General features: G+C 73.4%; 20 protein-coding genes. 10 read left to right on the top strand and 10 right to left on the bottom strand.

Going from position 1 to position 26,138, the window contains the following annotated elements:
- Window positions 1-49: 49 nt before the first annotated feature.
- Both ACFWP2_RS04825 and mce read right to left on the bottom strand, forming a co-directional pair.
- The gene (locus tag ACFWP2_RS04825) at window positions 50-5,107 is read right to left on the bottom strand and encodes a hypothetical protein (RefSeq protein WP_380448311.1); all 5,058 of its coding nucleotides are present in this window, start codon (window positions 5,105-5,107) and stop codon (window positions 50-52) included.
- Window positions 5,108-5,616: 509 nt separating this feature from the next.
- Window positions 5,617-6,057: a methylmalonyl-CoA epimerase gene (gene mce / locus ACFWP2_RS04820; RefSeq protein WP_380448309.1), complete on the bottom strand. Its 441-nt coding sequence runs from the start codon at window positions 6,055-6,057 to the stop codon at window positions 5,617-5,619.
- 252 nt (window positions 6,058-6,309) lie between these two features.
- Between mce and ACFWP2_RS04815 the strand changes: the two genes are divergently transcribed.
- Together ACFWP2_RS04815 and meaB are read left to right on the top strand one after the other, a co-directional pair.
- A complete protein-coding gene (locus tag ACFWP2_RS04815) occupies window positions 6,310-7,503 on the top strand; it encodes an acetyl-CoA C-acetyltransferase (RefSeq protein WP_380448307.1) in 1,194 nt (397 codons plus the stop codon).
- An 88-nt stretch (window positions 7,504-7,591) separates the two neighbouring features.
- Window positions 7,592-8,548, top strand: a complete 957-nt coding sequence (gene meaB / locus ACFWP2_RS04810; protein ID WP_380448304.1) for a methylmalonyl Co-A mutase-associated GTPase MeaB — start codon at window positions 7,592-7,594, stop codon at window positions 8,546-8,548.
- 127 nt (window positions 8,549-8,675) lie between these two features.
- Here the strand turns inward: meaB and ACFWP2_RS04805 are convergent, their stop codons facing one another.
- The 5 genes from ACFWP2_RS04805 to ACFWP2_RS04785 all read right to left on the bottom strand — a co-directional run bounded on the left by ACFWP2_RS04805 (window position 8,676) and on the right by ACFWP2_RS04785 (window position 12,468).
- Window positions 8,676-9,191 (bottom strand): MarR family winged helix-turn-helix transcriptional regulator, encoded by a 516-nt coding sequence (locus tag ACFWP2_RS04805; RefSeq protein ID WP_380448302.1) that lies wholly within the window; start codon window positions 9,189-9,191, stop codon window positions 8,676-8,678.
- A gap of 40 nt (window positions 9,192-9,231) precedes the next feature.
- Window positions 9,232-10,041 (bottom strand): AIM24 family protein, encoded by an 810-nt coding sequence (locus ACFWP2_RS04800; protein ID WP_380448917.1) that lies wholly within the window; start codon window positions 10,039-10,041, stop codon window positions 9,232-9,234.
- A 236-nt stretch (window positions 10,042-10,277) separates the two neighbouring features.
- Window positions 10,278-10,928, bottom strand: a complete 651-nt coding sequence (locus ACFWP2_RS04795) for an AIM24 family protein (protein ID WP_224281209.1) — start codon at window positions 10,926-10,928, stop codon at window positions 10,278-10,280.
- Window positions 10,928-11,566, bottom strand: a complete 639-nt coding sequence (locus ACFWP2_RS04790; RefSeq protein ID WP_380448299.1) for an AIM24 family protein — start codon at window positions 11,564-11,566, stop codon at window positions 10,928-10,930. Before ACFWP2_RS04790 ends, ACFWP2_RS04795 begins: the two co-directional genes overlap by 1 nt.
- Window positions 11,567-11,670: 104 nt before the next feature.
- Window positions 11,671-12,468 (bottom strand): DUF2127 domain-containing protein, encoded by a 798-nt coding sequence (locus ACFWP2_RS04785; protein ID WP_380448297.1) that lies wholly within the window; start codon window positions 12,466-12,468, stop codon window positions 11,671-11,673.
- A gap of 266 nt (window positions 12,469-12,734) precedes the next feature.
- On the opposite strand from ACFWP2_RS04785, the gene ACFWP2_RS04780 reads away from it, so the two are divergent.
- Entirely contained in the window at window positions 12,735-13,046 is a 312-nt protein-coding gene (locus ACFWP2_RS04780; RefSeq protein WP_380448295.1) for a DUF3817 domain-containing protein, read from the top strand.
- A gap of 149 nt (window positions 13,047-13,195) precedes the next feature.
- Here the strand turns inward: ACFWP2_RS04780 and ACFWP2_RS04775 are convergent, their stop codons facing one another.
- Window positions 13,196-14,821, bottom strand: a complete 1,626-nt coding sequence (locus ACFWP2_RS04775) for a M4 family metallopeptidase (RefSeq protein ID WP_380448293.1) — start codon at window positions 14,819-14,821, stop codon at window positions 13,196-13,198.
- Window positions 14,822-15,282: 461 nt separating this feature from the next.
- Window positions 15,283-16,914, bottom strand: a complete 1,632-nt coding sequence (locus ACFWP2_RS04770; RefSeq protein ID WP_380448291.1) for a M4 family metallopeptidase — start codon at window positions 16,912-16,914, stop codon at window positions 15,283-15,285.
- Window positions 16,915-17,413: 499 nt separating this feature from the next.
- Between ACFWP2_RS04770 and ACFWP2_RS04765 the strand changes: the two genes are divergently transcribed.
- From ACFWP2_RS04765 to ACFWP2_RS04755, 3 genes are all read left to right on the top strand, one after another.
- Window positions 17,414-17,950 carry a MarR family winged helix-turn-helix transcriptional regulator gene (locus tag ACFWP2_RS04765; RefSeq protein ID WP_380448288.1) on the top strand — a complete coding sequence of 179 codons (537 nt, stop codon included), beginning with the start codon at window positions 17,414-17,416 and terminating at the stop codon, window positions 17,948-17,950.
- Window positions 17,951-18,026: 76 nt separating this feature from the next.
- The gene (locus ACFWP2_RS04760; protein ID WP_380448286.1) at window positions 18,027-18,368 is read left to right on the top strand and encodes a DUF3817 domain-containing protein; all 342 of its coding nucleotides are present in this window, start codon (window positions 18,027-18,029) and stop codon (window positions 18,366-18,368) included.
- Between the two features lie 270 nt (window positions 18,369-18,638).
- Entirely contained in the window at window positions 18,639-20,324 is a 1,686-nt protein-coding gene (locus ACFWP2_RS04755; protein WP_380448284.1) for a methylmalonyl-CoA mutase, read from the top strand.
- Window positions 20,325-20,435: 111 nt separating this feature from the next.
- Here the strand turns inward: ACFWP2_RS04755 and ACFWP2_RS04750 are convergent, their stop codons facing one another.
- The gene (locus ACFWP2_RS04750; RefSeq protein ID WP_380448915.1) at window positions 20,436-20,987 is read right to left on the bottom strand and encodes a TetR/AcrR family transcriptional regulator; all 552 of its coding nucleotides are present in this window, start codon (window positions 20,985-20,987) and stop codon (window positions 20,436-20,438) included.
- A 560-nt stretch (window positions 20,988-21,547) separates the two neighbouring features.
- On the opposite strand from ACFWP2_RS04750, the gene ACFWP2_RS04745 reads away from it, so the two are divergent.
- The 4 genes from ACFWP2_RS04745 to ACFWP2_RS04730 all read left to right on the top strand — a co-directional run bounded on the left by ACFWP2_RS04745 (window position 21,548) and on the right by ACFWP2_RS04730 (window position 26,130).
- Complete coding sequence (locus ACFWP2_RS04745) at window positions 21,548-22,549, top strand: tetratricopeptide repeat protein (RefSeq protein ID WP_380448282.1); 1,002 nt, start codon at window positions 21,548-21,550, stop codon at window positions 22,547-22,549.
- Window positions 22,550-23,273: 724 nt separating this feature from the next.
- Complete coding sequence (locus tag ACFWP2_RS04740) at window positions 23,274-23,942, top strand: DUF6230 family protein (RefSeq protein WP_380448280.1); 669 nt, start codon at window positions 23,274-23,276, stop codon at window positions 23,940-23,942.
- 134 nt (window positions 23,943-24,076) lie between these two features.
- Window positions 24,077-24,697 carry a DUF6114 domain-containing protein gene (locus tag ACFWP2_RS04735; protein WP_380448278.1) on the top strand — a complete coding sequence of 207 codons (621 nt, stop codon included), beginning with the start codon at window positions 24,077-24,079 and terminating at the stop codon, window positions 24,695-24,697.
- The gene (locus tag ACFWP2_RS04730; protein ID WP_380448276.1) at window positions 24,694-26,130 is read left to right on the top strand and encodes a hypothetical protein; all 1,437 of its coding nucleotides are present in this window, start codon (window positions 24,694-24,696) and stop codon (window positions 26,128-26,130) included. The genes ACFWP2_RS04735 and ACFWP2_RS04730 overlap by 4 nt, the downstream gene beginning before the upstream one ends.
- The last annotated feature ends 8 nt before the right edge of the window (window positions 26,131-26,138 follow it).

Here is a 26,138-nt window from a genome sequence, read left to right as displayed (position 1 = left end):
TCGACGGCGATATGCCGTTCTCTCACGGACAATGACCGCCAATGTCCGCTCAATCGGGTGGTGAGCTCTTGGAGCGATTGCCACCCGACCGGGGGGAGCCAACTCCGGCACCGGCCTTGGCGCCCCCGTCCTTCTTGGTGCTGCTTCCCCCGTTGGTCTGGGCGACCGGCGCCGGCGCCTCGAACGCCTCCAGGGCGGACAGCACGTCCTGGACCCTGGAGATCTCGGTGTTGATGTCCTTGCGGCGGCGCACCAGTTCGTCCAGCTCGCGCCGGCCCTCGTCGGTGACCCGCTTCGCCTCCGCCTTCGCCTCGGCGAGCAGCCGCTCCGCCTCCGCCTTCGCCAGCTCGATCTGCTCGTCCGCGGCCTCGTCGGCGTCCCGCAGCCGCTTCTCCGCCTCGGCGGAGGCCCGGTCCAGCCGCTCCTCGGCCTCGGCCTCGGAGGACCGCAGCTTCGCCTCGGACTTCTCGATCAGCGACTCGGCGCGGTCGGTGGAGTTGGCGAGCTTGGTCTCCGCCTCCTTCAGCAGGCCCTCCGCCTTGCGGACGGCCGACAGGCGGACCTTGCTGGCCTCCGCGGAGGCCTCCGAGGTGAGCTCGCTCGCGCGGTCCTCGGCCGCCGCGACCAGCGCCGCCGCGCGGTCCTCGGCCTCGGCGACGGTGGACACCGCCTGCTCCTCGGCCTCCGTCAGCTGCTCCTGGGCGGCCGTCACCAGCGCGTCCACCCGCTCGCCGGCCGACTTCATGGCCGCCGCGTTCTCCTTGCGGGCGCGCTCGTGCAGGGCCTCGACCTCGGCGTCGGTGCGCTCGCGCAGCTCCTCGGCGCGCTCGCGGATCGCGGTCGCGTCCCGGCGGGCCTCGGCGAGCAGGGCGTCCGCGTCGGAACGGCCCTTCTCGACCTCGGCCTGACCGGCCGCCTCGCCGGCGGCGACCAGCCGGTCCGCCTCCTTGCGGGCGGCGGCGACCATCGCGTCCGCCTGCTCCTCCGCGGCGGCGGTGGTCGCCAGCGCGGTGGTCTGGGCGTCCTCGCCGAGCGCCTCGGCGTCCGCGAAGGCCTTCTCCAGGACCGACTTGGCCTGCTCGCGGGTGGCCTTGTCGAACTGCTCGGCGGCCTCCCGGGTCTCCGCGTCGTAGGCGTCGGCGCGGGAGCGGGTGGCGGAGTCGTACTCGTCGGCCAGGGTGCGGGTGGCGAGGGCGTACTCCTCGGCCTCGGCGCGCAGGCCGGCGGCCAGCTCCTCGGCGTCCGCGATGCTCCGGGCGCCCTGGGCGTCGGCCTCGGCCACCGTACGGGCGGCCTGCGCCTCGGCGTCGGCGCGCAACTGCTCGGCGGCCTCCTGGGCGGCGCGCAGTTCGGCCTCGGCGTCCGTGCGCAGCTGCTCGTCGTAGGCCAGGGCCTCGGCGCGCTGCCGGCCGAGCTCGTTCTCGGTGGCCTCCCGCTCGGCGGCCAGCTCCAGCTCGGTCTGCTCGCGCAGCGCGGTGGTCTCGGCCTCGGTGCGGGCCCGCAGGTCGGCGGTCTCGCGGTCGACGAGCTCGCGCTGCTCGGCGCTCTCCCGCTCGACCAGGGCGCGCAGCTCGGCGGCGTACGCGTCGGCGGACTCGCGCTGCTCGGTGCTCTCGCGGTCGGCCAGCTCCCGCTGCTCGGTGGTCTCCTGCTCGGCGAGGACGCGCAGCTCGGTGGCGTGCTGCTCGGCGGCCTCGCGGACCTCGGCGGCCTCCTGCTCGGCGGTGGCCTTGAGCGCGGCGATCTGCTCGGCGGCGGCCTCGTGCATGCCGGCCACCGACTGGCGGACCTCGGCGGCCTCCTCCTCGGCGGTGGCCACCAGCTCGGCGCCCTCGGCCTTGGCGGCGGCGATCAGCTCGGCGCGGTCGGCCTTGGCCTGCTCCAGCTCGGCGGTGGCCTCGGCCCGGATGCCGTCGGCGGTGGCGCGGGCCTCGGACAGCTCGCGGCCGGCCTCGGCCCGGACGGTCGAGGCCTGCTCGTTGGCCAGGGCCAGCTCGGCGGCGGCCTTCTCGCGGGTGGCCTTGGCGTCCTTGGCGGCCTCGGCGCGGCGCTGCTCGGCGGTGGCCTCGGCGCGCTCCAGCGCCTCCTCGGCGGCGGTGCGCTGCTCGGTGGCGTAGCCGTCGGCCTGCTCGCGGACCTCGGTGGCGTGGGCCTCGGCGGCCTCGCGGACCTCGGTGGAGTGCTGCTCGGCGGCCTCGCGGACCTGGGCCGCGTAGGTGTCGGCGGCTTCGCGGACCTCGGTGGAGTGCTGCTCGGCCGCCTCGCGGACCTCGGCGACGTGCTTGTCTGCCGCCTCGCGGACCTCGGCGGTCTCGGCCGCCGTGCGCTTGGTGAGGTCGGTGGCGTGCTGTTCGGCCTCGGTGCGGACGCGGTCGGCGTAGGCCTCGGCGGTTTCGCGCTGCTGGGTGGTCTCGTGCTGGGCGAGGGCCCGCAGCTCCTCCGCGGCCTGCTCGGCCTCGGTCCGGGTCTGCGCGGCGTAGGTGTCGGCGGAGGTGCGCTGCTCGTCGGCGTAGGTGTCGGCGGAGGTGCGCTGCTCGTCGGCGTAGGTGTCGGCGGAGGCACGCTGCTCGTCGGCGTAGGTGTCCGCCGCCTCGCGGACCTCGGCGACGTGCTTGTCGGCCGCCTCGCGGACCTCGGCGGTCTCGGCCGCCGTGCGTTCGGTGAGGTCGGTGGCGTGCTGTTCGGCCTCGGTGCGGACGCGGTCGGCGTAGGCCTCGGCGGTTTCGCGCTGCTGGGTGGTCTCGTGCTGGGCGAGGGCCCGCAGCTCCTCCGCGGCCTGCTCCGCCTCCGCGCGGGTCCGTGCGGCGGCCTGCTCGGCCTCCTCGCGGGCGGCCTCGGCGGCGTCCAGGTGCTCGGAGGTCTCCTCGCGCTCGCGCCGCAGCCCGTCGGCCGCCTCCTCCCGCTCGCGCCGGCTCTCCTCGCGCAGCGCGTTCGCGGACGCCTCGGCCTCGGCCCGGGTCCGGGCGGACTCGGTGTCGGCCTCGGTGCGCACCCGTTCGGCGTCGGCCACCGCGGCGTCCCGGACGGCGTTCGCCTCGGCCTGCGCCTCGGTGGTCAGGGCCTCCGCCGCGGCGGTCGCCTCGGCGCGCACCCGCTGGTCGAACTCGGTTGCGTCGCGCCGGAGTTCGGCGGTCTCGCGCTCGGCCGCGGCCCGGTTCTCGGCGGCCGCGGCCCGGGCGGCGGCGAGCGCGTCCTGGCCCTGCTGCTCGGCCGCCTCGGTGATCTTCCCGGCCTCGGCGCGGGCCCGGGTCAGGGTCTGCTCGGCCCGGCCCTGGGTCTCGGCGGCCTGCTCCTGGGCCTGCTCGCGCAGCCGCTCGATCTCCCCGGCGGCACCCGCGCGCAGCTCGTCCGCGTCGGCCTTGGCCTTGGTGAGCAGCTCCTCGGCGTTCTTCGCCGACTCCTCGATCTGCACCACGGCCTGGCGGCGCGCTTCGCCGCGCACCCGGTCGGCCTCGGCGGCGGCCTGGGCGCGCAGCTCCTCGGCCTCGGCCCGCAGCCGGGCCGCCTCGTCCTGCATCCGCTCGATCCGCTCGCGGACCGCGGCGGCGTCGTCCAGGGCGGCGTTCTGGGCCTGCTCGACGGCGGCCTGGGCCTGCTCGCGCAGCCGCTGCGCCTCGGCGGCGGCCTCCGCGCGGATCCGCTCGGCCTCGGCGGCGGCCTCGCCGCGCGCCGTCTCGGCGTCCTGGTTGGCCCGGCCGAGCACCTCCTCGGCGGTCTTGGCGGCCTTGGCGAGGTGGACGGTGGCGTCCTTGGCGCCGGCCGCCCGGCCCGCCTCCTCGGCCTCGCCGCGCAGCCGCTGGGCGTCGGCCTCGGCCTGGGCGCGCAGCTCGGCGACGTCCCGTTCGGCCAGTGCGCGCAGTTCGGCGATCGCCGCCTCGGCGTCGGCTCTGAGCTCGGCGGCCACCGACTCGGCGGTGGCCCGCAGCCGTTCGCTCTCCTCCGCCGCGGCGGCCTTGGCCGCGTCGGCCTCGGCCTGCTTGGTGGCGGCCTGGGTACGGACGGCCTCGGCCTCGGCGCGGATCGCCGAGGCCTCCTTGGTGGCCTGGGCGACCATCCGGGCCACCTCGGCCCGGGCGGTCTGCGAGCGCTGCTCGTTCGCGGCCTCGCCGTCGGCGACCCTGCGTTCGGCGGCGGCCTCGGCGTCGGCCTGGAGCTGTTCGGCGGCCTGCTCGGCCTGGGAGCGCAGGGCGGCGGCCTCGTGGCGGGTGCGTTCCGCCTCGGCGATCGCCTCGGCGCGCAGCCGCTCTATCTCCGCCTTGGCCGCGGCGAGCTGCTGCTCGGCCCGGGCCTGCTCGGAGGCGGCCTGCTCCTTGAGCCGGCTGATCTCGGCGTGCGCGACGGTCAGCTGCTGTTCGGCGGCGACGTGCGCGGCGGCCAGCTCCTGCTGGGCCTGGCCGCGGGCGGCGTCCACGTCGGCGGCGGCCTGGGCGCCGGCCTGCTGGGCCTGCTCGGAGGCGGCGCGCAGCAGACGCTCGGCGTCGTTCTGGGCCCGCTGCAGGGCGGCCTCGGCGGCGGCCTGGGCCTCACCGCGGGCGGCGTCCACGTCGGCGGCGGTCTGGGCGCGGGCGTGGTCGGAGAGGGCGACGGCCTCCGCTCGGGCGGCGGCGACCATCCGCTCGGCCTCGGCGCGGGCCTCCTGGAGCAGCCGCTGGGCCTCCTGCTCGGAGCCGGCCCTGGTCTGCTCGGCCCAGCCGTTGACGTGCTGTTCGGCGGAGCGGCGCAGTTCGGTGAGCTCGTCCTCCAGCTGGCGCCGGCGGGCGGCGAGGTCGGCCTCCAGCCGGGCGGTGCGCTCGGCGGCCTCGGCCATGATCCGCTGGGTGGCGGCCTGGGAGTCGCGCAGCTGGCGCTCGGCGTCGGCGCGCAGCTGCTGGGCCTGCATCTCGGCGGTGCGGAGCATCTGCTCGGCCTGGCCGGAGACGGCGTCGAAGGCGCGCGGCTGGGCGAGCATGCGGCGGGACTCGTGCAGCTTGGCCCGCAGCACCTCCACCTGGTAGGCGAGGTCCTCGGCATGCTCGACTGCCTTGTCCCGCTCCTTCCGAGTCCGACCCATCTCGGCCTCGAACTGGGAGAGGTGATCGTCAGCCTCGTAGCGGTCGTTGCCCCGCACTCCGCGGTCCCATCCATCTCCTGGTCGCGTCCTCGACCCGGCCGGTGCCGGGCTCCGGTATCCCGGGCGCCGGTCCGACTGGCTCCTTGCATCCGCAGCCGGTGGACGGCTCCCCGTCATGCCGGGGCCGCCCGCCGCGGTCGTCGGAGTCCGGGCACGGGAGCGCGGGGGTGCCGCGTTCCCCCGTCCGAGTGGACTCCTGGGCGAACTCTTGCCTTGTGGAGAATGGTGACAGATCCGTCTTGCGACTGTTCAGCCGTGCCCGCGTAATGGACTCCCCTTGCGACGGGCCGACCACCGGCGGGCGGACGGGCCTGTCTTCGGCCGTGCCCGTCGCCTCCGTCCCCCGGAGCCTTCGCGCACCTGGGCATTGTAGTGGGAGCGCACTGCGGGGGAATGGCCGCAGGGGTGTTTTCCGGCTCTTCCCGCCAGGTTACTGACGGGTCATGACCGACGGACCGTCGGCCGCCCCCGGGGCGCCGCCCGCCCCGGGGCGGTCCGGGAGGGGGTCAGTGCCCGTCGTGGCCCTGCTGCGCGGAGGTCACCAGCTCGGTCAGGACGCCGCCGCAGTCCTTGGGGTGCAGGAAGGTGATCCGCGACCCCATCGAGCCGATCCGCGGCTGCTCGTAGAGGACCCGGACGCCCTTGTCCCGGATGGCCTCGGCGTCGCCGTCCACGTCGGCGGTGCCGAAGGCGATGTGGTGCACGCCCTCGCCGTTCTTCTCCAGCCACTTGGCCACGGTGGAGTCGGGCCGGGTGGGCTCCAGCAGCTGGAGGTAGGAGGCGCCGCCGTCGTCGGTGCCGTTGATCCGGAGCATGGCCTCGCGGACGCCCTGCTCCTCGTTGACCTCGGAGTGGAAGACCTCGAAGCCGTAGGTGGCGCGGTAGAACTCGACCGTCTTGTCGAGGTCGCGGCAGGCGATGCCGATGTGGTCGATTCGGGTCAGCACGACGGCCTCCGGGTGAGGGGAAGGGCGGTGGGAAAGGGTGCACCAAGTGCAGCGCATGCCCGCGCGGCACGCCAGTGTCCGGGGTGCGAGCCTGCTCACACGGCGGGCGGTTCACCCGGAGCGGGTCGGCACGGTGTTGACTGGAGGGTGCCAGTGCGCTCGATCACACCGTCGCTCCGGTGACGGCCGCGTAACGGGTCAGTACATTGAGCGCATCCTCACCTGGCCACGACGTGCGAAGGGGCCCGTCCCATGACCAACACCACCTCTGTGATCGTTGCCGGTGCGCGGACCCCGATGGGCCGCCTGCTGGGTTCGCTCAAGGGCTTCTCCGGCGCCGACCTCGGCGGCGTGGCGATCAAGGCCGCCCTGGAGCGGGCCGGGATCACCGGCGAGCAGGTCCAGTACGTGATCATGGGCCAGGTGCTCCAGGCCGGCGCCGGCCAGATCCCGGCCCGCCAGGCCGCCGTCAAGGCCGGCATCCCGATGAACGTGCCGGCGCTGACCATCAACAAGGTCTGCCTCTCCGGCCTCGACGCCATCGCGCTGGCCGACCAGCTGATCCGCGCCGGGGAGTTCGACATCGTCGTGGCCGGCGGCCAGGAGTCGATGACCAACGCCCCGCACCTGCTGCCGAAGTCCCGCGAGGGCTTCAAGTACGGCGCGATCGCGATGCTCGACGCGATGGCCCACGACGGCCTCACCGACGCCTACGAGAACATCCCGATGGGCGAGTCCACCGAGAAGCACAACACCCGCCTGGGCATCCCGCGCGAGGCGCAGGACGAGATCGCCGCCGCGTCCCACCAGCGGGCCGCCAAGGCGCAGGCCGACGGGGTCTTCGACGCCGAGATCGTCCCGGTCGCCATCCCGCAGCGCAAGGGCGAGCCGGTGCTGTTCAGCCAGGACGAGGGCATCCGCGCGGACACCACCGTCGAGGGCCTGGCCAAGCTGCGCCCGGCCTTCGCCAAGGACGGCACGATCACCGCCGGCACCTCCTCGCAGATCTCCGACGGCGCCGCCGCCGTGGTCGTGATGAGCAAGGCCAAGGCCGAGGAGCTCGGCCTGACCTGGATCGCCGAGATCGGCGCGCACGGCAACGTGGCCGGCCCGGACAACTCGCTCCAGTCGCAGCCGTCCAACGCGATCAAGCACGCGCTGGCCAAGGAGGGCCTGGAGGTCGCCGACCTCGACCTGATCGAGATCAACGAGGCCTTCGCGGCCGTCGCCCACCAGTCCATGAAGGACCTGGGCGTCTCCTCCGACATCGTCAACGTCAACGGCGGCGCCATCGCGCTCGGCCACCCGATCGGGATGTCCGGCGCCCGCGTGGTGCTGACCCTGGCGCTGGAGCTGCAGCGCCGCGGCGGCGGGGTCGGCGCGGCCGCGCTGTGCGGCGGCGGCGGCCAGGGCGACGCGCTGATCGTGCGCGTCCCGAAGGCCTGACCGGCCGATTGACCCCTAGGGCTGCGGACCGCGTGTGGCGGTCCGCAGCCCCTTTCGGCATTCGACGGCATTGCGCTAGGAGTTCCTGATGATCGATGTCGCCACGCTGGTCGAGCAGGCCCGGCAGGGCCGGCCGCGGGCGGTCGCCCGGCTGATCACGCTGGTCGAGAACGCCGCCCCGCAGCTGCGGGAGGCGATGGCCGCGCTCGCGCCGTACACCGGGCGGGCGTACACGGTGGGCCTGACCGGCTCGCCCGGGGTCGGCAAGTCCACCTCCACCTCGGCGCTGGTCTCCGCCTACCGGCGGCTCGGCAAGCGGGTCGGGGTGCTGGCCGTCGACCCGTCCTCGCCGTTCTCCGGCGGCGCGCTGCTGGGCGACCGGGTCCGGATGCAGGACCACGCCACCGACCCCGAGGTGTTCATCCGCTCGATGGCCACCCGCGGCCACCTCGGCGGGCTCTCCTGGGCGGCGCCGCAGGCACTGCGGGTGCTGGACGCGGCCGGCTGCGAGGTGATCCTCGTGGAGACCGTCGGCGTGGGCCAGTCCGAGGTCGAGGTCGCCGCCCAGGCCGACACCACCGTGGTGCTGCTGGCCCCCGGGATGGGCGACGGCATCCAGGCCGCGAAGGCGGGGATCCTGGAGATCGGCGACCTCTTCGTGGTCAACAAGGCCGACCGGGACGGCGCCGACGCCACCGCCCGGGAGCTCAACCACATGCTGGGCCTCGGCGAGGCCCGGGAGCCGGGGGACTGGCGCCCGCCGATCGTCAAGACCGTCGCGGCGCGCGGCGAGGGCGTGGACGAGGTGGTCGAGGCGCTGGAGAAGCACCGCGCCTGGCTGGAGGAGCACGGTGAACTCGCCGCACGGCGCCGCCGCCGGGCGGCCGAGGAGATCGAGGCGATCGCCCTGGCCGAACTGCGGGCCCGGATCGGCGACCTGCGCGGGGACCGGCGCCTGGTCGTCCTCGCCGAACGCGTGGCCGCCGGCGACCTGGACCCGTACGGCGCGGCCGACGAACTCGTCGCGGGCCTGACCGCGAGCTGACCTCCCGCCCAGCACCCCTCACTCCGCGTAGGAAGTCGGCGGGGCCGACTTCTGGTGCGGGCGGGAAATGCCGTCGCCGCTTCGGCGGGGCCGGAGCGGCGACGGGGGAGCTCGGTGCTGCGGGAGGTTACGGCTTGCCGCGCAGGCCGCGGAGGTGGTCGGCGATGGGGGCGAGGGCCTCGTACATGGCGTCGAGCTGCTCCGGGGTGAAGCGGTCGATGAAGTGGGCGCGGACGCTGCGCACGTGGTCCGGGGCGACCTGCTGCATGGTCTCCCAGCCGTGCTCGGTGAGGTGGGCGTAGAGGCCGCGGCGGTCGCCGGGGCACTCCTGGCGCAGCACCAGGCCGGCGGTCTCCATCCGGGTGATCTGGTGGGAGAGGCGGCTCTTCGACTGGAGGGTGGCGGTCGCGAGGTCGGTCATCCGCATCCGGCGGTCCGGGGCCTCGGAGAGCACGACCAGGATCTCGTAGTCGTTGATCGCCAGGTTGTGGGGCTGGAGTTCGCGGCTGAGCTGGTAGTCCAGCAGCTTGGCGACCTCCAGATGGGCGCGCCACATCCGCTGCTCCCTGGCGGTCAGCCAGGGAGTCTGCTCCTCGGGCTGCGACGGAGGGGTGTCCGCAGTGTCGATCGTGTGCGTATCCATGCCCTCTAGCATAGCCGATTTAGTTCAATCTTGTACAAGTTTACAGGCCGAAACGTCGCCCGAGGTCGCCCAGGTTACCGAGCCCGGGGATGTTGGGATTCCCGCCGCCGTGCCCGGCCGTGCCCGGCTGGGACGGCACGCCGCCCATCGGGACGCCCGCCTCGGCGCCGACCGCGCCGACCGACCGCTCCGCCAGCAGCTTCTCGCTGGACTGCAGCAGCACCTGGCCGGCGCCGATGAACTCGAACTGGTGCTCCTCGCCGGAGGCCCCGCCGAAGCCGGTCAGCCGGCGCAGGCCGCCGATCAGCCCGTGCATGTAGTCGTGGTCGTAGTGGTGGCACGGCGCCGGGCAGTCCGCCCAGCCGACCAGTGCCTGCGGGTCCACCCGGATCGGCGGCTCGACGAAGTGCACCGGCCCGTTGGAGGCGGCGACGAAGCGGCCGGTGCCGATCAGGGTCAGGAAGCCCGGGATGATCGACTGCTTGAGCCGCAGCGTCGGGTCGAAGGCCAGCAGGTTGCCGGAGCGGACGGTCAGGTTGCCCTCGTCCAGGTCGTACGAGTTGAGGTCGAAGGCCCGGTCGGCCAGCAGCAGCTTGCCCCGGCCCTCGGCGACCACCCAGTCCGCCGCGTGCATCGGCGAGTTGAAGTGCTGCCCGAGCATCCGGTCGACCGCTCCGGCGCCGACGCCCTTGAAGGTGATGTCGCCGTAGTAGGCGACCATCTTGCCCTTCTGGAGGAAGTACGAGCCGTTCAGGTCGACCGAGAAGGCGTACGGGTTGACGTTGTCGCCGGCCGGCAGGCTGTGGGCGTCCCACACCACCGGCCCGATGCCGCCGTGGCCGCTCGGCAGCGGTGCCACCGGTCCGCCGAACTGCTCCTGGGCGTAAGGCTGTTGCTGGGGCGGCGGCGGAGGCTGCTGGGCGTAAGGCTGCTGCGGCGGCGGGGGGTAGCCGCCGGGCGGGGGCGGCGGGTAGCCGCCCTGCTGCGGGCCGTACCCCGGCGGGACGGCGCCCGGCGGCACCGCGAAGCCGGGCTGGGTCGGCTGGTTGTGCGGCGAGCCGTACGGGGGCTGCGGCGGGTAGGACATCAGAGCTTCTCCTCGCTCGCCTGGACGTACACCGCGCCCTGCCCGGACAGTTCCAGCTGGAACGCCTCGCCCGAGCCGCGGCCGATCATGTCGCGCCAACCCAGCGCCGTGGACAGCTTGTTGCGCACGTCGCCGCGGTGCGCCACGTACGCCTGGGGGTCGACGTGCACCGACTGGCCGGGGACGATCGGCAGCTCGAAGACGCCGCCGTGGGCCATCACCGCGACCGAGCCCTGGCCCTCCAGCTTGGTGGTGAACAGGCCCTGCCCGGTGACCTGCCCGCGGACCATGCCCATCACCCCGCCCTGCGAGCCCATGAACATGGTGGACTGCCGCAGCGTGCCCTCGAAGGCGAGCAGCCGGTCCGCCTCGACGTAGAGGGTGTCGCCGAACAGGTCGATCACGTGGACGTGGTGGCCGCCGTGGCCGAACATCACCCGGCCCTGGCCCTCGACGGTCATCAGCGGGGTGTCCTCGTTGGCCACCCGGCGCCCGATCATCGACATCACGCCGCCCTGCCCGCCGGTGATGTTCGGCGTGAAGCGGACGTCGCCGCTGTACGCGAGCATCGCGCCGCGCTGGCTGAACAGGCGCTGCCCGGGGACGACCTGGGCCTCGACCATCTTGCCGTTGATCTTCGTGAAGCCCATCAGACGTCACCCCCGACGGTGACCTTCTCGGAGGGCTGGACGTACACCAGGCCCTCGCCGGTGAACTCGATCTGGACGGCCTCGCCGCCGCCCTCGCCGATGAGCGTGGTCCAGCCCGCGCCCGACTTCAGGCTGCGCTGCAGGGTGCCGGTGTGCGCCACGTACGCGCCCGGGTCCACCCGCAGCGGCATGCTCTTGTCGACCCGCAGGATGACGGCCGGCCCGTTGGAGGTGACGGCCGCCCAGCCGTGCCCCTCCACCTTGGTGGTGAACAGGCCGTTGCCGGAGGACATGCCGTTCAGCCCGGTGAAGCTGGTGCCGGTGTGCAGGGTGGACTCCGTGCAGAGCAGGTTGTCCGACTCGACGTACAGCGTCTCGCCGTTCAGCCGGACCAGATTGATCTCGGTGGCCTTGTCGGCGAAGTAGCAGGTGCCCTGTCCCTTCACCTCCATGACCGTCATCTTCTCGCCGGTCAGCCGGCGGGTGACCATGCCGCGCAGGCCGTCCCCGCCGCCGGTCAGTTTCTTGAAGGCCATCTGCCCGGTGTAGGCGACCATCGAACCGTTTCGCGCCTTGACGGCGTCACCGCCCAATTCGACGGCGAGCACGCGCGATCCCTGGAGTCTGAACTGTGCCACGGCCGCAATCTAGCCGCTGCGGCCGTGGCCCGGGGAGAGTGCGCGCGCCAACTGGTACCAGGCTGCGACAAACGCGCCGGTCAGGCCGGCGCGCACGCCCCCGCTCAGAGCCGGGCGTGCGCGCCGTGTCCGGGGCGCGCGGCGGTGCCGGCCGCCTGCTCGACCTCCAGCAGCGAGGCCGAGTGGCGCTCCGCCTCGAAGGCCACCACGCCGCCGCGCAGCCCGAACAGGCGCTTGGAGAGCAGGATCCAGAGCACCGCCGCGACGTTCAGCACCAGGGTGCAGACCTTCAGGGCGCTGACGTGGTGGCTGAGCTCGTAGCCCTCCAGCGGCAGGAAGGCCGCGGTGGCGACCACCGTCAGATACTCGGCCCAGCGCTTGTTCAGCCAGAGGCCGACCGCCTCGACGATCTCGACCACCGCGTAGGCGACCAGGGCGCCCGCGACGATCAGCAGGGTGCTCTTCTTGAAGTCGAAGGTCTTGCGGATCGTCTCGACGATCGGGGCGTGTTCGAGGTCCCAGTGGAAGTGGTCGGTGACCGGCCTGAAGACGGTGAGGTTCTCGTCGAACACCCGGTGCACGGCGTCCTGGCTGTTGGAGAACTTCCACACGGCCCAGGCGACCACGATGATCAGCAGTCCGCGCAGCACCCGTTCGACGGCCAGGAAGCGCAGGATGAACAGGTCCCGCAGCGCCTTGCCGCGCGGTACCAGCGGCGCGTCCTCGGCCGGGCCGGAGCCGTGCGGGGCGCCCAGCGCGAAGTCGCCGCAGCGCAGGCAGCGCCAGGCGTCGCCGAGGGCGGTCGAGGCGTGCAGCCGGGAGGCCAGTTCGGGCTCCGTCGGCGCGTAGGTGGTGTGGCCGCGCCTGGCGCAGGTCCTGCGGTCCCAGTCGAGCTTGAGCATGTGGCGACTACCCCCGTGTGTGATGCGTCGGCGCCCGGATCGGTGGGCGCGCGGGCAGCAGGATAGGGGTTCCCGGGGGCGGGTGGCCGCCCTTGGAGGCGTTCCGGCACACAGCTGTGACAGGGCCGGCGGGCGCTGTGAGATCGGGCACGGTGGCCACCCCCGGCCGGGGGGCCGCGGGTGTGCTCGGCGATAATGGCCGGAATGCTTGTGAGTGGCTTCACAAGCGCGCCCGCGCCTCCGACCCCCGTATTGAGGTATCCATCGTGAACAGCAGCGCCGTCCACCGCCTGCGCCTGGTCTCCGGCCCCGAAGGGGTCTCCTTCATCCTGCTGCTGATCTGCTCGGTGCTGAAGCGGACCACCTCGTTCGACGCCGTCCCGGTGATGGGCATGGTCCACGGCATCCTGTTCATCCTGTACGTGGTCTTCTGGATCCAGGCCTGGCAGGCGCAGAAGTGGGACGCCAAGCGCGGCGTCCTGCTGTTCGTGCTCGCGGTGGTGCCCACCGGCGGCTTCTTCGCCGAGCGGATGCTCGCCCGCGAGGAGCGGGGCGAGCCGAAGCCCGCCACCGCCTGAGCCCCGGCTCCTCGTGGACGGTCGACAGGCTGCCACGGCCTCCTCTCCCAAAGGGCCGCGGCAGCCTGTCGCCGTTTCTTACCGGGGGTGGCTCGTTCGCACCGGGGCCGGCGCGGGCCGGCCCGGCCGGCGGCCCGCGCCGTGGACGGCTAGCTGACGTTCACCGCGCTCCAGGCCGCGGCGACGGTGTTGTACTCGACGCTGCCCGTGCCGTACAGGTCGGTGGCGGCCTTCAGGGTCGCGGTGCGGGCGGCCTTGTAGTTGGTGGTGGAGGTCATGTAGACGGTCAGCGCGCGGTACCAGATCGCGGCCGCCTTGGTCCGGCCGATGCCGGTGACCGTCGAGCCGTTGGAGGTCGGGCTGTTGTAGCTGACCCCGCCGATGACCTTCGCGCCGCTGCCCTCGGACAGCAGGTAGAAGAAGTGGTTGGCGACGCCCGAGGAGTAGTGGACGTCCTTGTTGCCGACGGTGGAGGACCAGTAGTCGGCCGAGGCGCCGTCCTTGGAGGGCTTGTCCATGTAGCGCAGCGGCGTGCCGTTGCCGTTGATGTTGAGCTTCTCGCCGATCAGGTAGTCGCCCGGGTCGGACGCCAGGTTGGCGGACCACTCGACCATGGTGCCGAAGATGTCCGAGGTGGCCTCGTTGAGGCCGCCGGACTCGCCCGAGTAGATCAGGCCGGCGGTGGCGGAGGTGACGCCGTGGCTCATCTCGTGGCCGGAGACGTCGATGGCGGTCAGCGGGTGGGTGTTGCTCGCGCCGTCGCCGTACGTCATGCAGAAGCAGGAGTCGTCCCAGAACGCGTTGACGTAGTTGGTGCTGTAGTGGACCCGGCTCGCGGCGCCGACGCCGTTGTTCTTGATGCCGCTGCGGCCGAAGGTGTTCTTGTAGTAGTCCCAGGTGGCCGCCGCGCCGTACTGGGCGTCCACGGCGGCGGACTCGCGGTTGGAGGGCAGGCCGTTGCCCCAGGAGTTGGTGGTGTTGCTGAACAGCGTGCCGCTGCCCGAGGTGCCGCCCTTGAGGTCGGTGGTGGACTGGTTGCCCCGGGAGGCGTCCTTGAGCTGGTAGCTCGAACCGCTCTGGGTGGTGGTCAGCGTGACGGTGCCGACGTTGACGCCCTTGCCGGTGCCGGTGGCGGTCTGCACCTTCTCGTCGCTGGCGAGCACCTGGCCGGTGGCGGCGTCGGTGATCACCTCCTGGCGGCTCGGGGTGCCGTCGGAGCGCTGGCCCGAGACCACGGTGCGGTGGGCCAGCCGCGGGGTGCCGTCGGCGGCCCAGACGACCAGCTCGGGCGCGCCGGCGCCGTCGACCCGGGTGAGCGCCGCCTCGTCCGCGTCGGCGGTGATGCCGACGGTCGCCCGCACCGCGGCGGTGGCCGCCTCGGCGGCCTGCGGCGCGGCGAGGCCCGGGGTCAGGCTGGGCACCGACAGCTTGCCGGCGAAGGCCTGGTCGACGGACTTCACCGAGCCGTCGGCCTTCTGGTGGACGACCAGGTCGCCGCCGATCACCGGCAGGCCCGCGTAGGTCCGGTCGTACCGCAGGTGGCGCGTGCCGTCCTTGTCCACCACCACGTCCTTGGGCACCAGCTTCTCCTGGCCGCCGAGGCCGAGGGCCTGGGCGGCCGGGGCGCTCTGCCCGGCGGCCAGCGCGAGCAGCGCGGACTGCTGCTGCGCCGGCGAGGGGGCGGCGGCCTGGGCGGGAGCGGCGGCGATCTGGATGACGCCGGCCAGCAGGGCGGTGGCGGAGAGTACGGCTCCGACAGTCAGCTTTCGCTTCACGTGCGGGGGTTCCTTCCACGAGACCCGCGGGTGCGCTGCGGGTGCGCCGCGTACCGGGGCGCCGGGGTTGGCACCTTGGGGGCGGTAGGGCGCGGACGTGCCGGTCCCGTGCGGTTCCTGACGCTCCGCCGGAGTGGGTGGGGGCGGCGGAGGGTCGGACGGGACTTGGTCAGAAGCATGACAATCGTTGGCAGGGATGGACAGAGTGCCTCCGGGATTGGCCAGGAACCGCCAGTCCCGGTACGGATGGTTCGGTTGCCGCCCGTTGCCCGGTTTCGGCGGTTCGTCCCCCTGGCGGGACTCCGCCAGCCGGACGGCCTTGACAGCCCCGGGGGCCGCCGGGCACCCGCGCCCGCCGGAACGCCGGGCACCCGCGCTCCGGAACGCCGGAACGCCGGAACGGCCGGACGCCCGGGCCCTCCTGAGGGGGACCCGGGCGTCCGGTGCGCCTGTGCGGTGCGTCAGTTGACGTTGACGGCGGTCCAGGTCGCGGCGACGGCGCTGTACTCGGCGCTGCTCGCGCCGTACAGGTCGCTCGCGGCCTTCAGGGTCGCGGTGCGGGCACCCGCGTAGTTGGTGGTCGAGGTCATGTAGGTGGTCAGCGCCTTGTACCAGATCTGCGCGGCCTTGTCCCGGCCGATGCCGGCGAGGGTCGAGCCGTTGTAGGTCGGGCTGTTGTAGTTGACGCCGTTGATGGTCTTGGCGCCGCTGCCCTCGGCGAGCAGGTAGAAGAAGTGGTTGGCGACGCCCGAGGAGTAGTGGACGTCCTTGCTGCCGACGCTGGAGGACCAGTAGTCGGCCGAGGCGCCGTCCTTGGACGGCTGGTCCATGTAGCGCAGCGGGGTGCCGTCACCGTTGATGTCGATCAGCTCGCCGATGAGGTAGTCCGGCTTGTCGGCGGGCAGGTTGGCGTAGAACTCCACCATCGAGCCGAAGATGTCCGAGGTGGCCTCGTTGAGGCCGCCGGACTCGCCGGAGTAGTTCAGGTTGGCGGTGGCCGAGGTGACGCCGTGGCTCATCTCGTGGCCGGCCACGTCCAGCTCGGTCAGCGGGTGGGTGTTGCTGGTGCCGTCGCCGTAGGTCATGCAGAAGCAGCTGTCGTCCCAGAACGCGTTGACGTAGTTGCGGCCGTAGTGGACCCGGCTCGCGGCACCGACGCCGTCGTTCTTGATGCCGTTGCGGCCGAAGGTGTTCTTGTAGAAGTCCCAGGTGGCGGCCGCGCCGTACTGGGCGTCCACCGCGGCGGACTCCGTGTTGGAGGCCAGGCCGCTGCCGAAGCTGTTGGTGCTGTTGGCGACGAGGGTGCCGGAGCCGGAGGTCCTGCCCTTCAGGGTGTAGGTGGCCTGCCCGCCGCGGGTCGCGTCCTTCAGCTGGTACGAGCTGCCGCTCTGGGTGGTGGTCAGCGGGACGGTGCCGACGAAGACGCCCTTGCCGGTGCCGGAGGCGGTCCGGACCTGCTCGTGGCTGGAGAGCACCTGGCCGCTCGCCGCGTCGGTGACCAGCAGCTGGCGGCTCGGGGTGCCGTCGGCGCGCAGGCCCTCGACCGTGGTGCGGTACGCCAGGCGCGGGCTGCCGTCGGCGGCCCAGACCACCAGCTCGGCGGCGCCGGTCTGGTGGACCTCGGTCAGCGGGGACTCGTCCGCGTCGGCGGTGATGCCGATGGTGGACTGCACGGCGCCGGTCGCCTGGGCGGCGGCCTTGTCGGCGGGGATCTGCGGGGTGAGGCTCGGCAGGGCGAGGCTCGCGCCGGTCGCCTTGTCCACGGAGGTGGTCGAGCCGTCGGCCTTCTGGTGCACCACCAGGTCCCCGCCCAGGACCGGCAGGCCGGCGAGGGTGCGCTCGTAGCGCAGGTGGCGGGTGCCGTCGGCGTCCACCACGGCGTCCTTGGCCACCAGTTGCTCCTGGCCGCCGAGGGCGAGGGCGTGCGCCACCTTGGCGGCCTGGCCGTTCGCCAGGGCGATCAGGTCGGCGCGCTGCTGTGCGGCCCGGGAGTGCGGGGCGGGGTCCGCGACGGCCACGGTGCTCACCTGGACGACACCGGTGAGCAGGGCGGTGGCGGAGAGTACGGCGACTGCGGCGAGCTTTCGCTTCACGAACGGGTCCTTCCGGGAAACCGCGAGCGGACGCGGTCGCGGCGTTCCGGGGGCCGGGGGCCGGCACCTGAGGGGCGGAACGGGCGCTGACGTGCAGGTCCCCGTGCGGTCGAAGCGGCTTCGCCACCGGTGGGTGGGGGTGGTGGATGCCGAACGGGGTTGGCCGAAAGCATGACAATCGAGCAAATCAAATGACAGGTCTTGCTCATGAATTGGCCAAGTCCCGCCACGGCGGGGGAATGTGAACGGTCGGACAGAAGGGGTGAAAACGCCCGGTCTTGCGGCGGGTTACCGTCCGAACCGAGGCCTGGTGACGCGGCGCCGGGCCGATCGGAGCCCAACCCCGGTGCGCCGGACGCCCGTTGCCGCGCGTTCACACCGGCGCAATGTCCTGGTATGGACCTGGCCGTCCGATTGGCGGGTTCCCGCCACGTGTTGCGCTTGTCCACCATCAGGACGGCCTGGTAGCACCAGCCCCGTCCGCCGGTACGGTAAGGAGGTGGCCAAGCCCCTCGCTCTCGACTTCGACCCGATCGCCCGCGCCGACGAGCTGTGGACCCGCCGCTGGGGCGCGGTCCCCTCGATGGCGGCGATCACCTCGATCATGCGCGCCCACCAGATCCTGCTCTCCCGGGTGGACGCGGTGCTCAAGCCGTACGGGCTGACCTTCGCCCGCTACGAGGCCCTGGTGCTGCTGACCTTCAGCCGGACCGGCGAGCTCTCGCTCTCCAAGATCGGCGAGCGGCTGATGGTCCACCCGACCAGCGTCACCAACACCGTCGACCGCCTGGAGCGGGCCGGGCTGGTCGCCCGCCGCCCCAACCCGCTGGACGGCCGCGGCGTGCTGGCCGCGATCACCCGGCGCGGCCGCGAGGTGGTCGAGGAGGCGACCCGGGAGCTGATGGCGATGGAGTTCGGGCTGGAGGAGTACGACGCCGGGCAGTGCCGCCAGGTCTTCGATCTGCTCAGGCCGCTGCGGGTCGCCGCCGGCGACTTCGCCGATCCGGACGAGGGGGCTGCGAAGGCGCGGCCGTGAGGGCGGCTACCCTCGTGGGAGCGGTGCGCGGATCCGGGCGTACCGGCCGACACTGCCGAGCGAGGCGAGGAAGATCATGAAGGCGACCCCCCTGCTGGGCTGGTACCGGGCCCTGGCCGTCGCGACCGGTGTGGCGCTGCTGGTGTTCTGCGGCTTCATGGTCGCGAAGTACGGCTTCGGCGCGGCCGAGGACGTCACCACCTACGTCGCGATGCTGCACGGCTACCTCTACATCGGGTACTTCGTGGTGACCTTCCTGCTCGGGCAGAAGCTGAAGTGGCCGATGGGCCGGCTGGTGCTCACCCTGGCGGCGGGCTGCATCCCCTTCCTCTCCTTCGTCTTCGAGCGCAAGGTGGCCCGCGAGGCCGCCGAGAAGCTCCCGGCGGGCGACGGCGCCCGCCAGCCGGCCGAGGTCTGAGCCCCGCCGCCCGCGCCTTCCGGAGCGCCCCTTCCCCGACCGGGGGAGGGGCGCTCCCGTCGTTCCCGGGCCTGCCGCCGTTTCCGGGCCCGCCGCTCCCGGGCCTGCCGCCGTTTCGGGCCTGCCGTTTCCGGGCCCGTCAGGGTGGATTCCAGGCCGTGCGGGCGATCTTCCGTCGACAAGTACTAGGACGTCCGAGTAAATTGTTAGGACGTCCTACTAGCTGTGCCGCCCGTGCCGTGGCGGCCGTACGGAGCGGAGTTCGGGGTCATGGACGCCGAGGAGATCGAGCGCGGCCGGCAGCGCTGGCAGCAGCGGTACGACAAGGCCCGCAAGCGGGACGCGGACTTCAGCACCCTCTCCGGGGACGAGGTCGAGCCGGTCTACGGCCCGCCCGCCGGGCAGGCCTACGAGGGCTTCGAGCGGATCGGCTGGCCGGGCGAGTACCCGTACACCCGCGGCCTGCACCCGACCGGATACCGGGGCCGCACCTGGACCATCCGCCAGTTCGCCGGCTTCGGCAACGCCCAGCAGACCAACGAGCGCTACCGGATGATCCTGGACGCGGGTGGCGGCGGCCTCTCGGTCGCCTTCGACATGCCCACCCTGATGGGCTACGACTCGGACGACCCGAAGTCGCTCGGCGAGGTCGGCCACTGCGGCGTGGCCATCGACTCGGCCGCCGACATGGAGGTGCTGTTCGACGGCATCCCGCTCGGCGAGGTCACCACCTCGATGACGATCAGCGGCCCGGCCGTGCCGATCTTCTGCATGTACCTGGTCGCGGCCGAGCGCCAGGGCGTGGACCCGGCGGTGCTCAACGGCACCCTCCAGACGGACATCTTCAAGGAGTACATCGCGCAGAAGGAGTGGCTCTTCGCGCCCGAGCCGCACCTGCGCCTGATCGGCGACCTGATGGCCCACTGCGCCGAGGGCATCCCCGCGTACAAGCCGCTGTCGGTCTCCGGCTACCACATCCGCGAGGCCGGGGCGACGGCCGCGCAGGAGCTGGCGTACACCCTCGCGGACGGCTTCGGCTACGTCGAGCTGGGCCTGTCCCGCGGCCTGGACGTGGACGTCTTCGCGCCCGGCCTGTCCTTCTTCTTCGACGCGCACCTGGACTTCTTCGAGGAGATCGCCAAGTTCCGCGCCGCGCGCCGGATCTGGGCCCGCTGGATGCGCGAGCGCTTCGGCGCCAAGACCGACAAGGCGCAGTGGCTGCGCTTCCACACCCAGACCGCCGGCGTCTCGCTGACCGCGCAGCAGCCGTACAACAACGTGGTCCGCACCGCCGTCGAGGCGCTGGCCGCGGTGCTCGGCGGCACCAACTCGCTGCACACCAACGCCCTGGACGAGACCCTGGCGCTGCCCTCCGAGCAGGCCGCCGAGATCGCCCTGCGCACCCAGCAGGTGCTGATGGAGGAGACCGGCGTCGCCAACGTGGCCGACCCGCTGGGCGGTTCCTGGTACATCGAGGCGCTGACCGACCGGATCGAGCAGCAGGCCGAGGCGATCTTCCAGCGGATCCTGGACAAGGGCCGCGAGGACCACGAGATCGGCCCGATCACCTCCGGCATCCTGCGCGGCATCGAGGAGGGCTGGTTCACCGGGGAGATCGCCGAGGCGGCCTTCCAGTACCAGCAGTCGGTGGAGAAGGGCGACAAGCGCGTGGTCGGCGTCAACTGCCACCCGCGCAGCGTCACCCCCGAGCTGGAGATCCTGCGGGTCAGCCACGAGGTCGAGCGCGAGCAGGTCCGGGTGCTGCGGGAGCGCAAGGCGGCCCGGGACGAGGCGGCCGTCCGCGCCGGGCTGGACGCCATGCTGGCGGCGGCGCGCTCGGGCGAGTCGATGATCCCGCCGATGCTGGACGCGGTGCGCGCCGAGGCGACGCTCGGCGAGATCTGCAACGCGCTGCGGCAGGAGTGGGGGACGTACCAGGAGAACGCGGCGTTCTGAGGCTGCCGGGCCCGCGGGACCGAGGAGGAGCCGCCGTACGGAGTCCGTACGGCGGCTTCGCCGTGTCCTCGGTGGTCCTCGGGTGCCGCGCCCTCGGCCGGCGGGGGACGGTCAGCCCGCGAGGAACGGTCCGAGCAGCAGGTCGGTGAAGCGGCGGGTCCACTCCGGGGTGATCGGCTCGCCGCTGACCAGGACGCGGTGCTCGACGGTGCCCGCGATGGTGTCGAAGATGATGTCGACCTCCTCGCGGGCCACCGCGGCGTCGCAGTCCGCTTCGAGTTCCCCGCGCGCCTGGGCGGCCGCCCGGCCCTGGCGGACCAGCCGCTTCTGCGGATCCACGATGGACTCGCGGATCCGGCGCCGCAGCTGCCGGTCGCGGGTTCCCTCGGCGAACAGCGCGAGCAGCGCGGCCTGGGTCTCCGGGCGGGCCAGCAGGTCGGCGAACTGGGCCACCACGGCCTCGATGTCGGCCCGCAGGCTGCCGAGATCGGGCATCACGAGCTCGTCGAAGAGGCTGGCGACGGCGTCCACCACGAGCTCGTTCTTGGACGGCCAGCGGCGGTAGAGGGTGGTCTTGGCGACCCCGGCGCGGCTCGCCACGTGGCCCATGGTCAGCCCGCCCCAGCCGAGTTCGGCCAGTGCTTCGCGGGTGGCGTCGAGGATCGCGCGGTCGGCGGCGGCGCTGCGCGGGCGGCCCTTGGCCCGGGTGGTGCCCGCGGGTTCGGGGGCCGCGGGTTCGGGGGTCGAGCCGGCCCCGTCGGGGCGCGCCCGGCGGGGGTGCTCCGTGCGCTCCGTGCGCTCCGTGCTGTCCGGGTTCGCTGGGTTCGCTGGGCTCGCTGGGGGCTGGGCGGCCGGCACCGGGCCTCCTTGCGCTTTACTGGTGGGTAACTTGGGTGGGGCTGGTAACGGTAGCGACTGTTCGCCCGTTCGGGCATCGGGACGGCCCGGGAAAGTGGGGCAGGTCACGTCGCCGAACCGCCGGTGGGGCTTGCGGGCGGGGCCCCGGCTCCAGTTACGCTACGACTCGTAGCGAAAGCAGCGACAACCAGGCGCCGCGTCCCGTGGGACGGGAGCGGTGCGGGCGCGGGTGGGGATCCGCGCCGAACGGTCCAGGCTACCGGGGGAGGGGCACCGCGCCCGGAATCCCGCGCCGCGCGGCCCGCGCGGGGCGACTTTCCGGAGGTTGGTGCCCGCCAGCAGCGCGGACGGGGGAGGATGGTGCCATGCAGCCACGGAATTCGCGTCCCAACAGCTCCGCCCTGCGCGGCGCGGTCGACCTCGCCGCAGTGAAGGCGGCCGGCGAGGCCGCCCAGAAGGCCGAGCAGGCCCGGGCCGAGCGGGCCCGTCAGGCGGCCGCCGCCGAATCGGCCGGAGTCGCCCCCGCCCAGTCCGCCTACCAGCTCGTCATCGACGTCACCGAGGACACCTTCGAGACCGAGGTCGTCCAGCGCTCCACCGAGGTGCCGGTCGTCATCGACTTCTGGGCCGAGTGGTGCGGGCCCTGCAAGCAGCTGAGCCCGATCCTGGAGAGCCTGGCCGAGGAGTACGCCGGCCGCTTCGTGCTCGCCAAGATCGACGTGGACGCCAACCAGATGCTCTCCCAGCAGTTCGGCATCCAGGGCATCCCGGCCGTGATGGCCGTGGTGGCCGGCCAGCTGGTGCCGCTGTTCCAGGGTGCGGAGAGCGCCGCCAACGTCCGCAAGATCCTGGACCAGCTGATCCTGGTCGCCGAGCAGCGCTTCGGCGTGGCCGGCGGCGCGGCCGGCGCGGTCGCTCCGGGCGAGGCCGCGGCCCCCGCGCCGCAGCGCCCCGAGGACCCGGCGCTGTCCGCCGCGCACGACGCGCTGGACGCCGGCGACCTGGATGGCGCCATCCAGGCGTACCGGAACGTGCTGGCCGAGCAGCCGGGCAACATCGAGGCCAAGCTGGGCCTGGCCCAGGCCGAGCTGCTGAAGCGGATCGAGGGCCTGGACCTCCAGGCCGTCCGGGCGGCGGCCGCCGCCGACCCGAAGGACGTCGACGCCCAGCTCAAGGCGGCCGACCTCGACCTGGTCGGCGGTCACGTCGAGGACGCCTTCGGGCGCCTGGTGACCACTGTCGGTCGGACGGCCGGCGAGGACCGGGACACCGCCCGGCTGCGCCTGCTGGAGCTGTTCGAGGTGATCGGCCCGGAGGACCCGCGGGTCGTCGCGGCCCGTACGGCGCTGGCGCGCGTGCTGTTCTGAGCCCGGCTCGGGCCGGGCCGCGCGCCCGGCTCGGGGCCGTCGCCTGGCACGGCGGATGACCTGCGGTGTCGCCTGGTGATTTGGCGACAATCCGGTCAACCGGACAGAGGTTTACCAAATCTTGATTTCACCCGCGGGTGCTCACCATGTGTGACCGCCCGCGGGTGTTTCGCTTCTGTTTCCGGCGGATTTCGCCGTCACGATTCCTTCAAGGCGTCACGCTCGGTGCAGCTCGCCGGGATTCCATGATCAACGCCACCTGATGTTGCATTACCCGTCAGTAAGTCACCTCTTGTGCTTCGCCCGGGATTCAAGCACGATCGGCCACGCCCGGTCCCAGACTCCACATCCGCCGATTCCGGTCGGTCACGCGGAGCGAGGGATCCCCACCGGGCGGTCCGCCGGCCCCGGTCGGCGGCAGGGAGGGCAGGGGGGTATCCGCGGTCCCACGGCGGTTCCTGTCCTTCGACCGGCCGCGCGGCCCTGCGCGGTCGCTGGTTGTCGCTCGGGGGTGATCGCCGATGTCGTCGGTCCTGCCCGCCGCCCCACAAGGTCGGCCGGTGCTTGGACGGGAGGTCCGCCGCAAGCGGGCCGTTCCCGCGTCCGACGACGCCCAAGGCGCTCTCCGCTACCGAGGACGTAGCTCTCTCCCATCCCAGGCCCCCACCGGCGCGGGACGCGCCGCCGGGGAGCCGGAGATGTACGTCCTAGAAGGAGGACTCGCATGTCCCAGACCTACGGCAAGACCCGCTGGAAGCGCTTCGCACTGGTGATGGTGCCGAGCATCGCGGCCACCGCGATGGTCGGCGTCTCGATCGCCAACAGCGCGCTCGCCGCCTCGTTCAGCATTTCCGGCCAGCAGTTCAAGGTGAAGGCCTCCCACCTGGAGGGCACGAACTTCTCGCAGTTCGGCACCGTCGACATCGAGGCCAACGGCGCGGCGCACCCGGTCGCCGTCTCGGCCTTCGACTCGGCCGACATCACCAACATGTGCCAGTCCGTGGTGACCGACCTCACCAAGTTCGGCCTGGGCAAGATCACCCTCCAGCTGAACGCGGGCGGCAACGGCAAGCCGGTGCACGCCGACAACCTGCTGATCGACATGGAGTCGCTGAAGGCCGACGCGACCTTCAACCAGATCAACATCGGCCAGGACGCCTCCACCCTCCCCGGCACGGCGACCCAGGGCTGGACGCCCCACCCGGGTGTCTCCGCCGCCGGCGGTGGCAAGGGCCTGCCGACCGGTGCCACCGGTTTCGCCCAGGCCGCCAAGTCGGCCTCGCTGGACAACGTCGAGCAGACCGCCCGGGCCACCTCGGCCGGCAAGTTCGTGCTCAACGGCCTGAGCCTGTCGCTCAAGCAGGGCGACGGCCCGGGCAACGAGTGCTACTGAGCCCTGCCTGAGGGCGCGCCGACGGGCACGCCCGACAGCTGAGCCCTTTCGCGGGCCGGGGGCGGCGGGCTCCGCCGTTCCCGGCCCCACGCCAGTCGTTCACTCCCCTCGTAGCGATGCCGAGGAGCTGCACCATGTCCAGCGCAACGGTCGAAACCCGGACCGGCCGCCAGAATCCGATCGGATATGTCTGGCGGGGCTTCCGCACGTTCCGTCGCACCAGGCCCTTCTGGGGCGGCCTGCTGGCCATGATCGCCGGCGTCCCGATCCTCTACTTCCCCTACGCGCACCTGGCGCTCGGCAGCGTGACCATCGCGATGTCGACCACGGCGGGTGCCGGCTCCCTGCTCATCGGCGTCCTGCTGATCGCCCTCGGCATCGCCGGGTGGTTCCAGAAGGCCGTCAGGGTCTTCGCGGGCATCGCGACCATCCTGCTGACCCTGGTCTCGATCCCGATGTCCAACCTGGCCGGCTTCGGCCTGGCCCTGCTGCCCGGTCTGATCGGCGGGGGGCTGCTGGTCTCCTGGGCGCCGCTGCCCGAGGCGTCGGCCGAGTCGCCGGCCGGTCCGGCGGCGAAGCGCGGACGCCGGCTCCGGGCCGGTGACGCCGCGGACGCCGGTGACCAGGCGGCCGTGGCCGCCGCGCCCGCCGCGGAGGCCGCCACCCGGCCCGCCGCCGAGGCCGCCGTGCCGAAGCAGGCCGGTGCCGCCGTCCCGCAGCCGGCCGGCGCCGCGGACCAGGAGGAGGCGCGGTGACCGGGCCGGCCGAGCAAGCCGACGGTACGACCGTTCCCGCGCAGCGCTCCGGCCGGCACGCGGCCCCGCGCACGCCCGTACGGGTCCGGCTGAGGGGCCGGGCACTGGCGATGGCGGCGGTGCCGACCGCGCTGCTGATGGCCGCCGCCTACACCCCCAACCCGGCGGTCGCCGAGTCCGCGGCGGGCAAGCCCTGCGGCACCGCGCCGGCCGTGGTGCCGGACGTGGCGCCGATCGAGACGCCGGTGCCCAAGAGCGAGCTGCCCGAGCCGCCCGGCCCGTCCACCGCGCCGGGTTCGGCCCCGTCCGCCACGCCCCCGGCCGGCGGCCCGTCGACCGACCCGGGCTCGGTGCCGACCCAGGTGCCGACCACGGCGCCCGCCCAGCAGCCCGCCCAGCAGCCCACCTCGCCGGTCAAGCCGCCGGCGGCCGGGACGTCCACCGCGTCCACCCAGCCCTCGGCCCAGCAGCCCGCCGCCCGCTCCGCCGCCATCGGCGACGCCGGCACGGTGGCCCAGGCCGGGCTGATCGACGACCTGCTCGGCGGCGTCAGCCGGCTGTTCACCCCGAACGGCTCGCCGAGCGCGACCCCGAGCGGCGCCCCGGCCACCACCCCCGCGGCGCCCGGCGGTCCGGCCGCGCCCGCCGCCCCCGCCCCGCGCACGGCCGCCCCGGCGCAGCCCGCCCAGCCGCAGGCCCCGGCCGCCGCCGCCCAGCAGGCCGCGCCGCCCGCGACGCAGCCCGCCGCCGACGAGCCCTCGCCCGCCGCCACGCCGAGCGGCAGGGCGAGCACCAAGGCGGCCCCCTCGGCGACGCCGTCCGGGAAGGCCGCGGCGACGCCCTCCGCGGGGGCCTCCGGCACCCCGTCCGCGACGCCCACCGAGAACCCCAACTGCGATGTGGACGCCCGGAGTCTGACCGCGGGCGCCCCGGCCGCCGGGCACGTCGTCCCGGAGCAGAACTGGACCCTGAAGACCAGCCGGCTCGCCCTGCACGGCGCGGCCTTCCACGGCGTCTACGACGTGAAGACCCCGACCGGCAGCAAGCGCGTCCTGAAGTTCGTGGTCGACAGCGTGGACATCGACAACCTCGACATGTCCACCCTGGAGGGCAACGGCGTGACCTTCCACGTCCAGGGCGCGCCGGGATCCACCTCGACCATGCGCAACGGCCCGGTCACCATGTACGTGGAGCGGCTGTCCGGCCACCTCTCCAAGGTGCTCGGCCTGCCGATCCTGATCGACCTGGGCGAGATCACCCTCACCCCGGACACCCTGCCGCGCTGGCTGTACGACCTGATCGGCGCCATCCCGATCCCGCTGGACCTGGAGCTGACCGGCGTCACCGCCAAGCAGGCCGGTCAGTTCGGCGGCACCCTGCACATCCCCGGGATGCACCTGTTCAACGACGACGCCCCGTACAGCGACAAGTAGCCGAGGCC

It is taken from the genome of Kitasatospora sp. NPDC058444, assembly GCF_042721415.1.
Lineage (GTDB): Bacteria > Actinomycetota > Actinomycetes > Streptomycetales > Streptomycetaceae > Kitasatospora.
The sequence above is the reverse complement of the archived record's forward strand: the minus strand, read 5'-3'. Positions and strand labels throughout refer to the sequence as shown.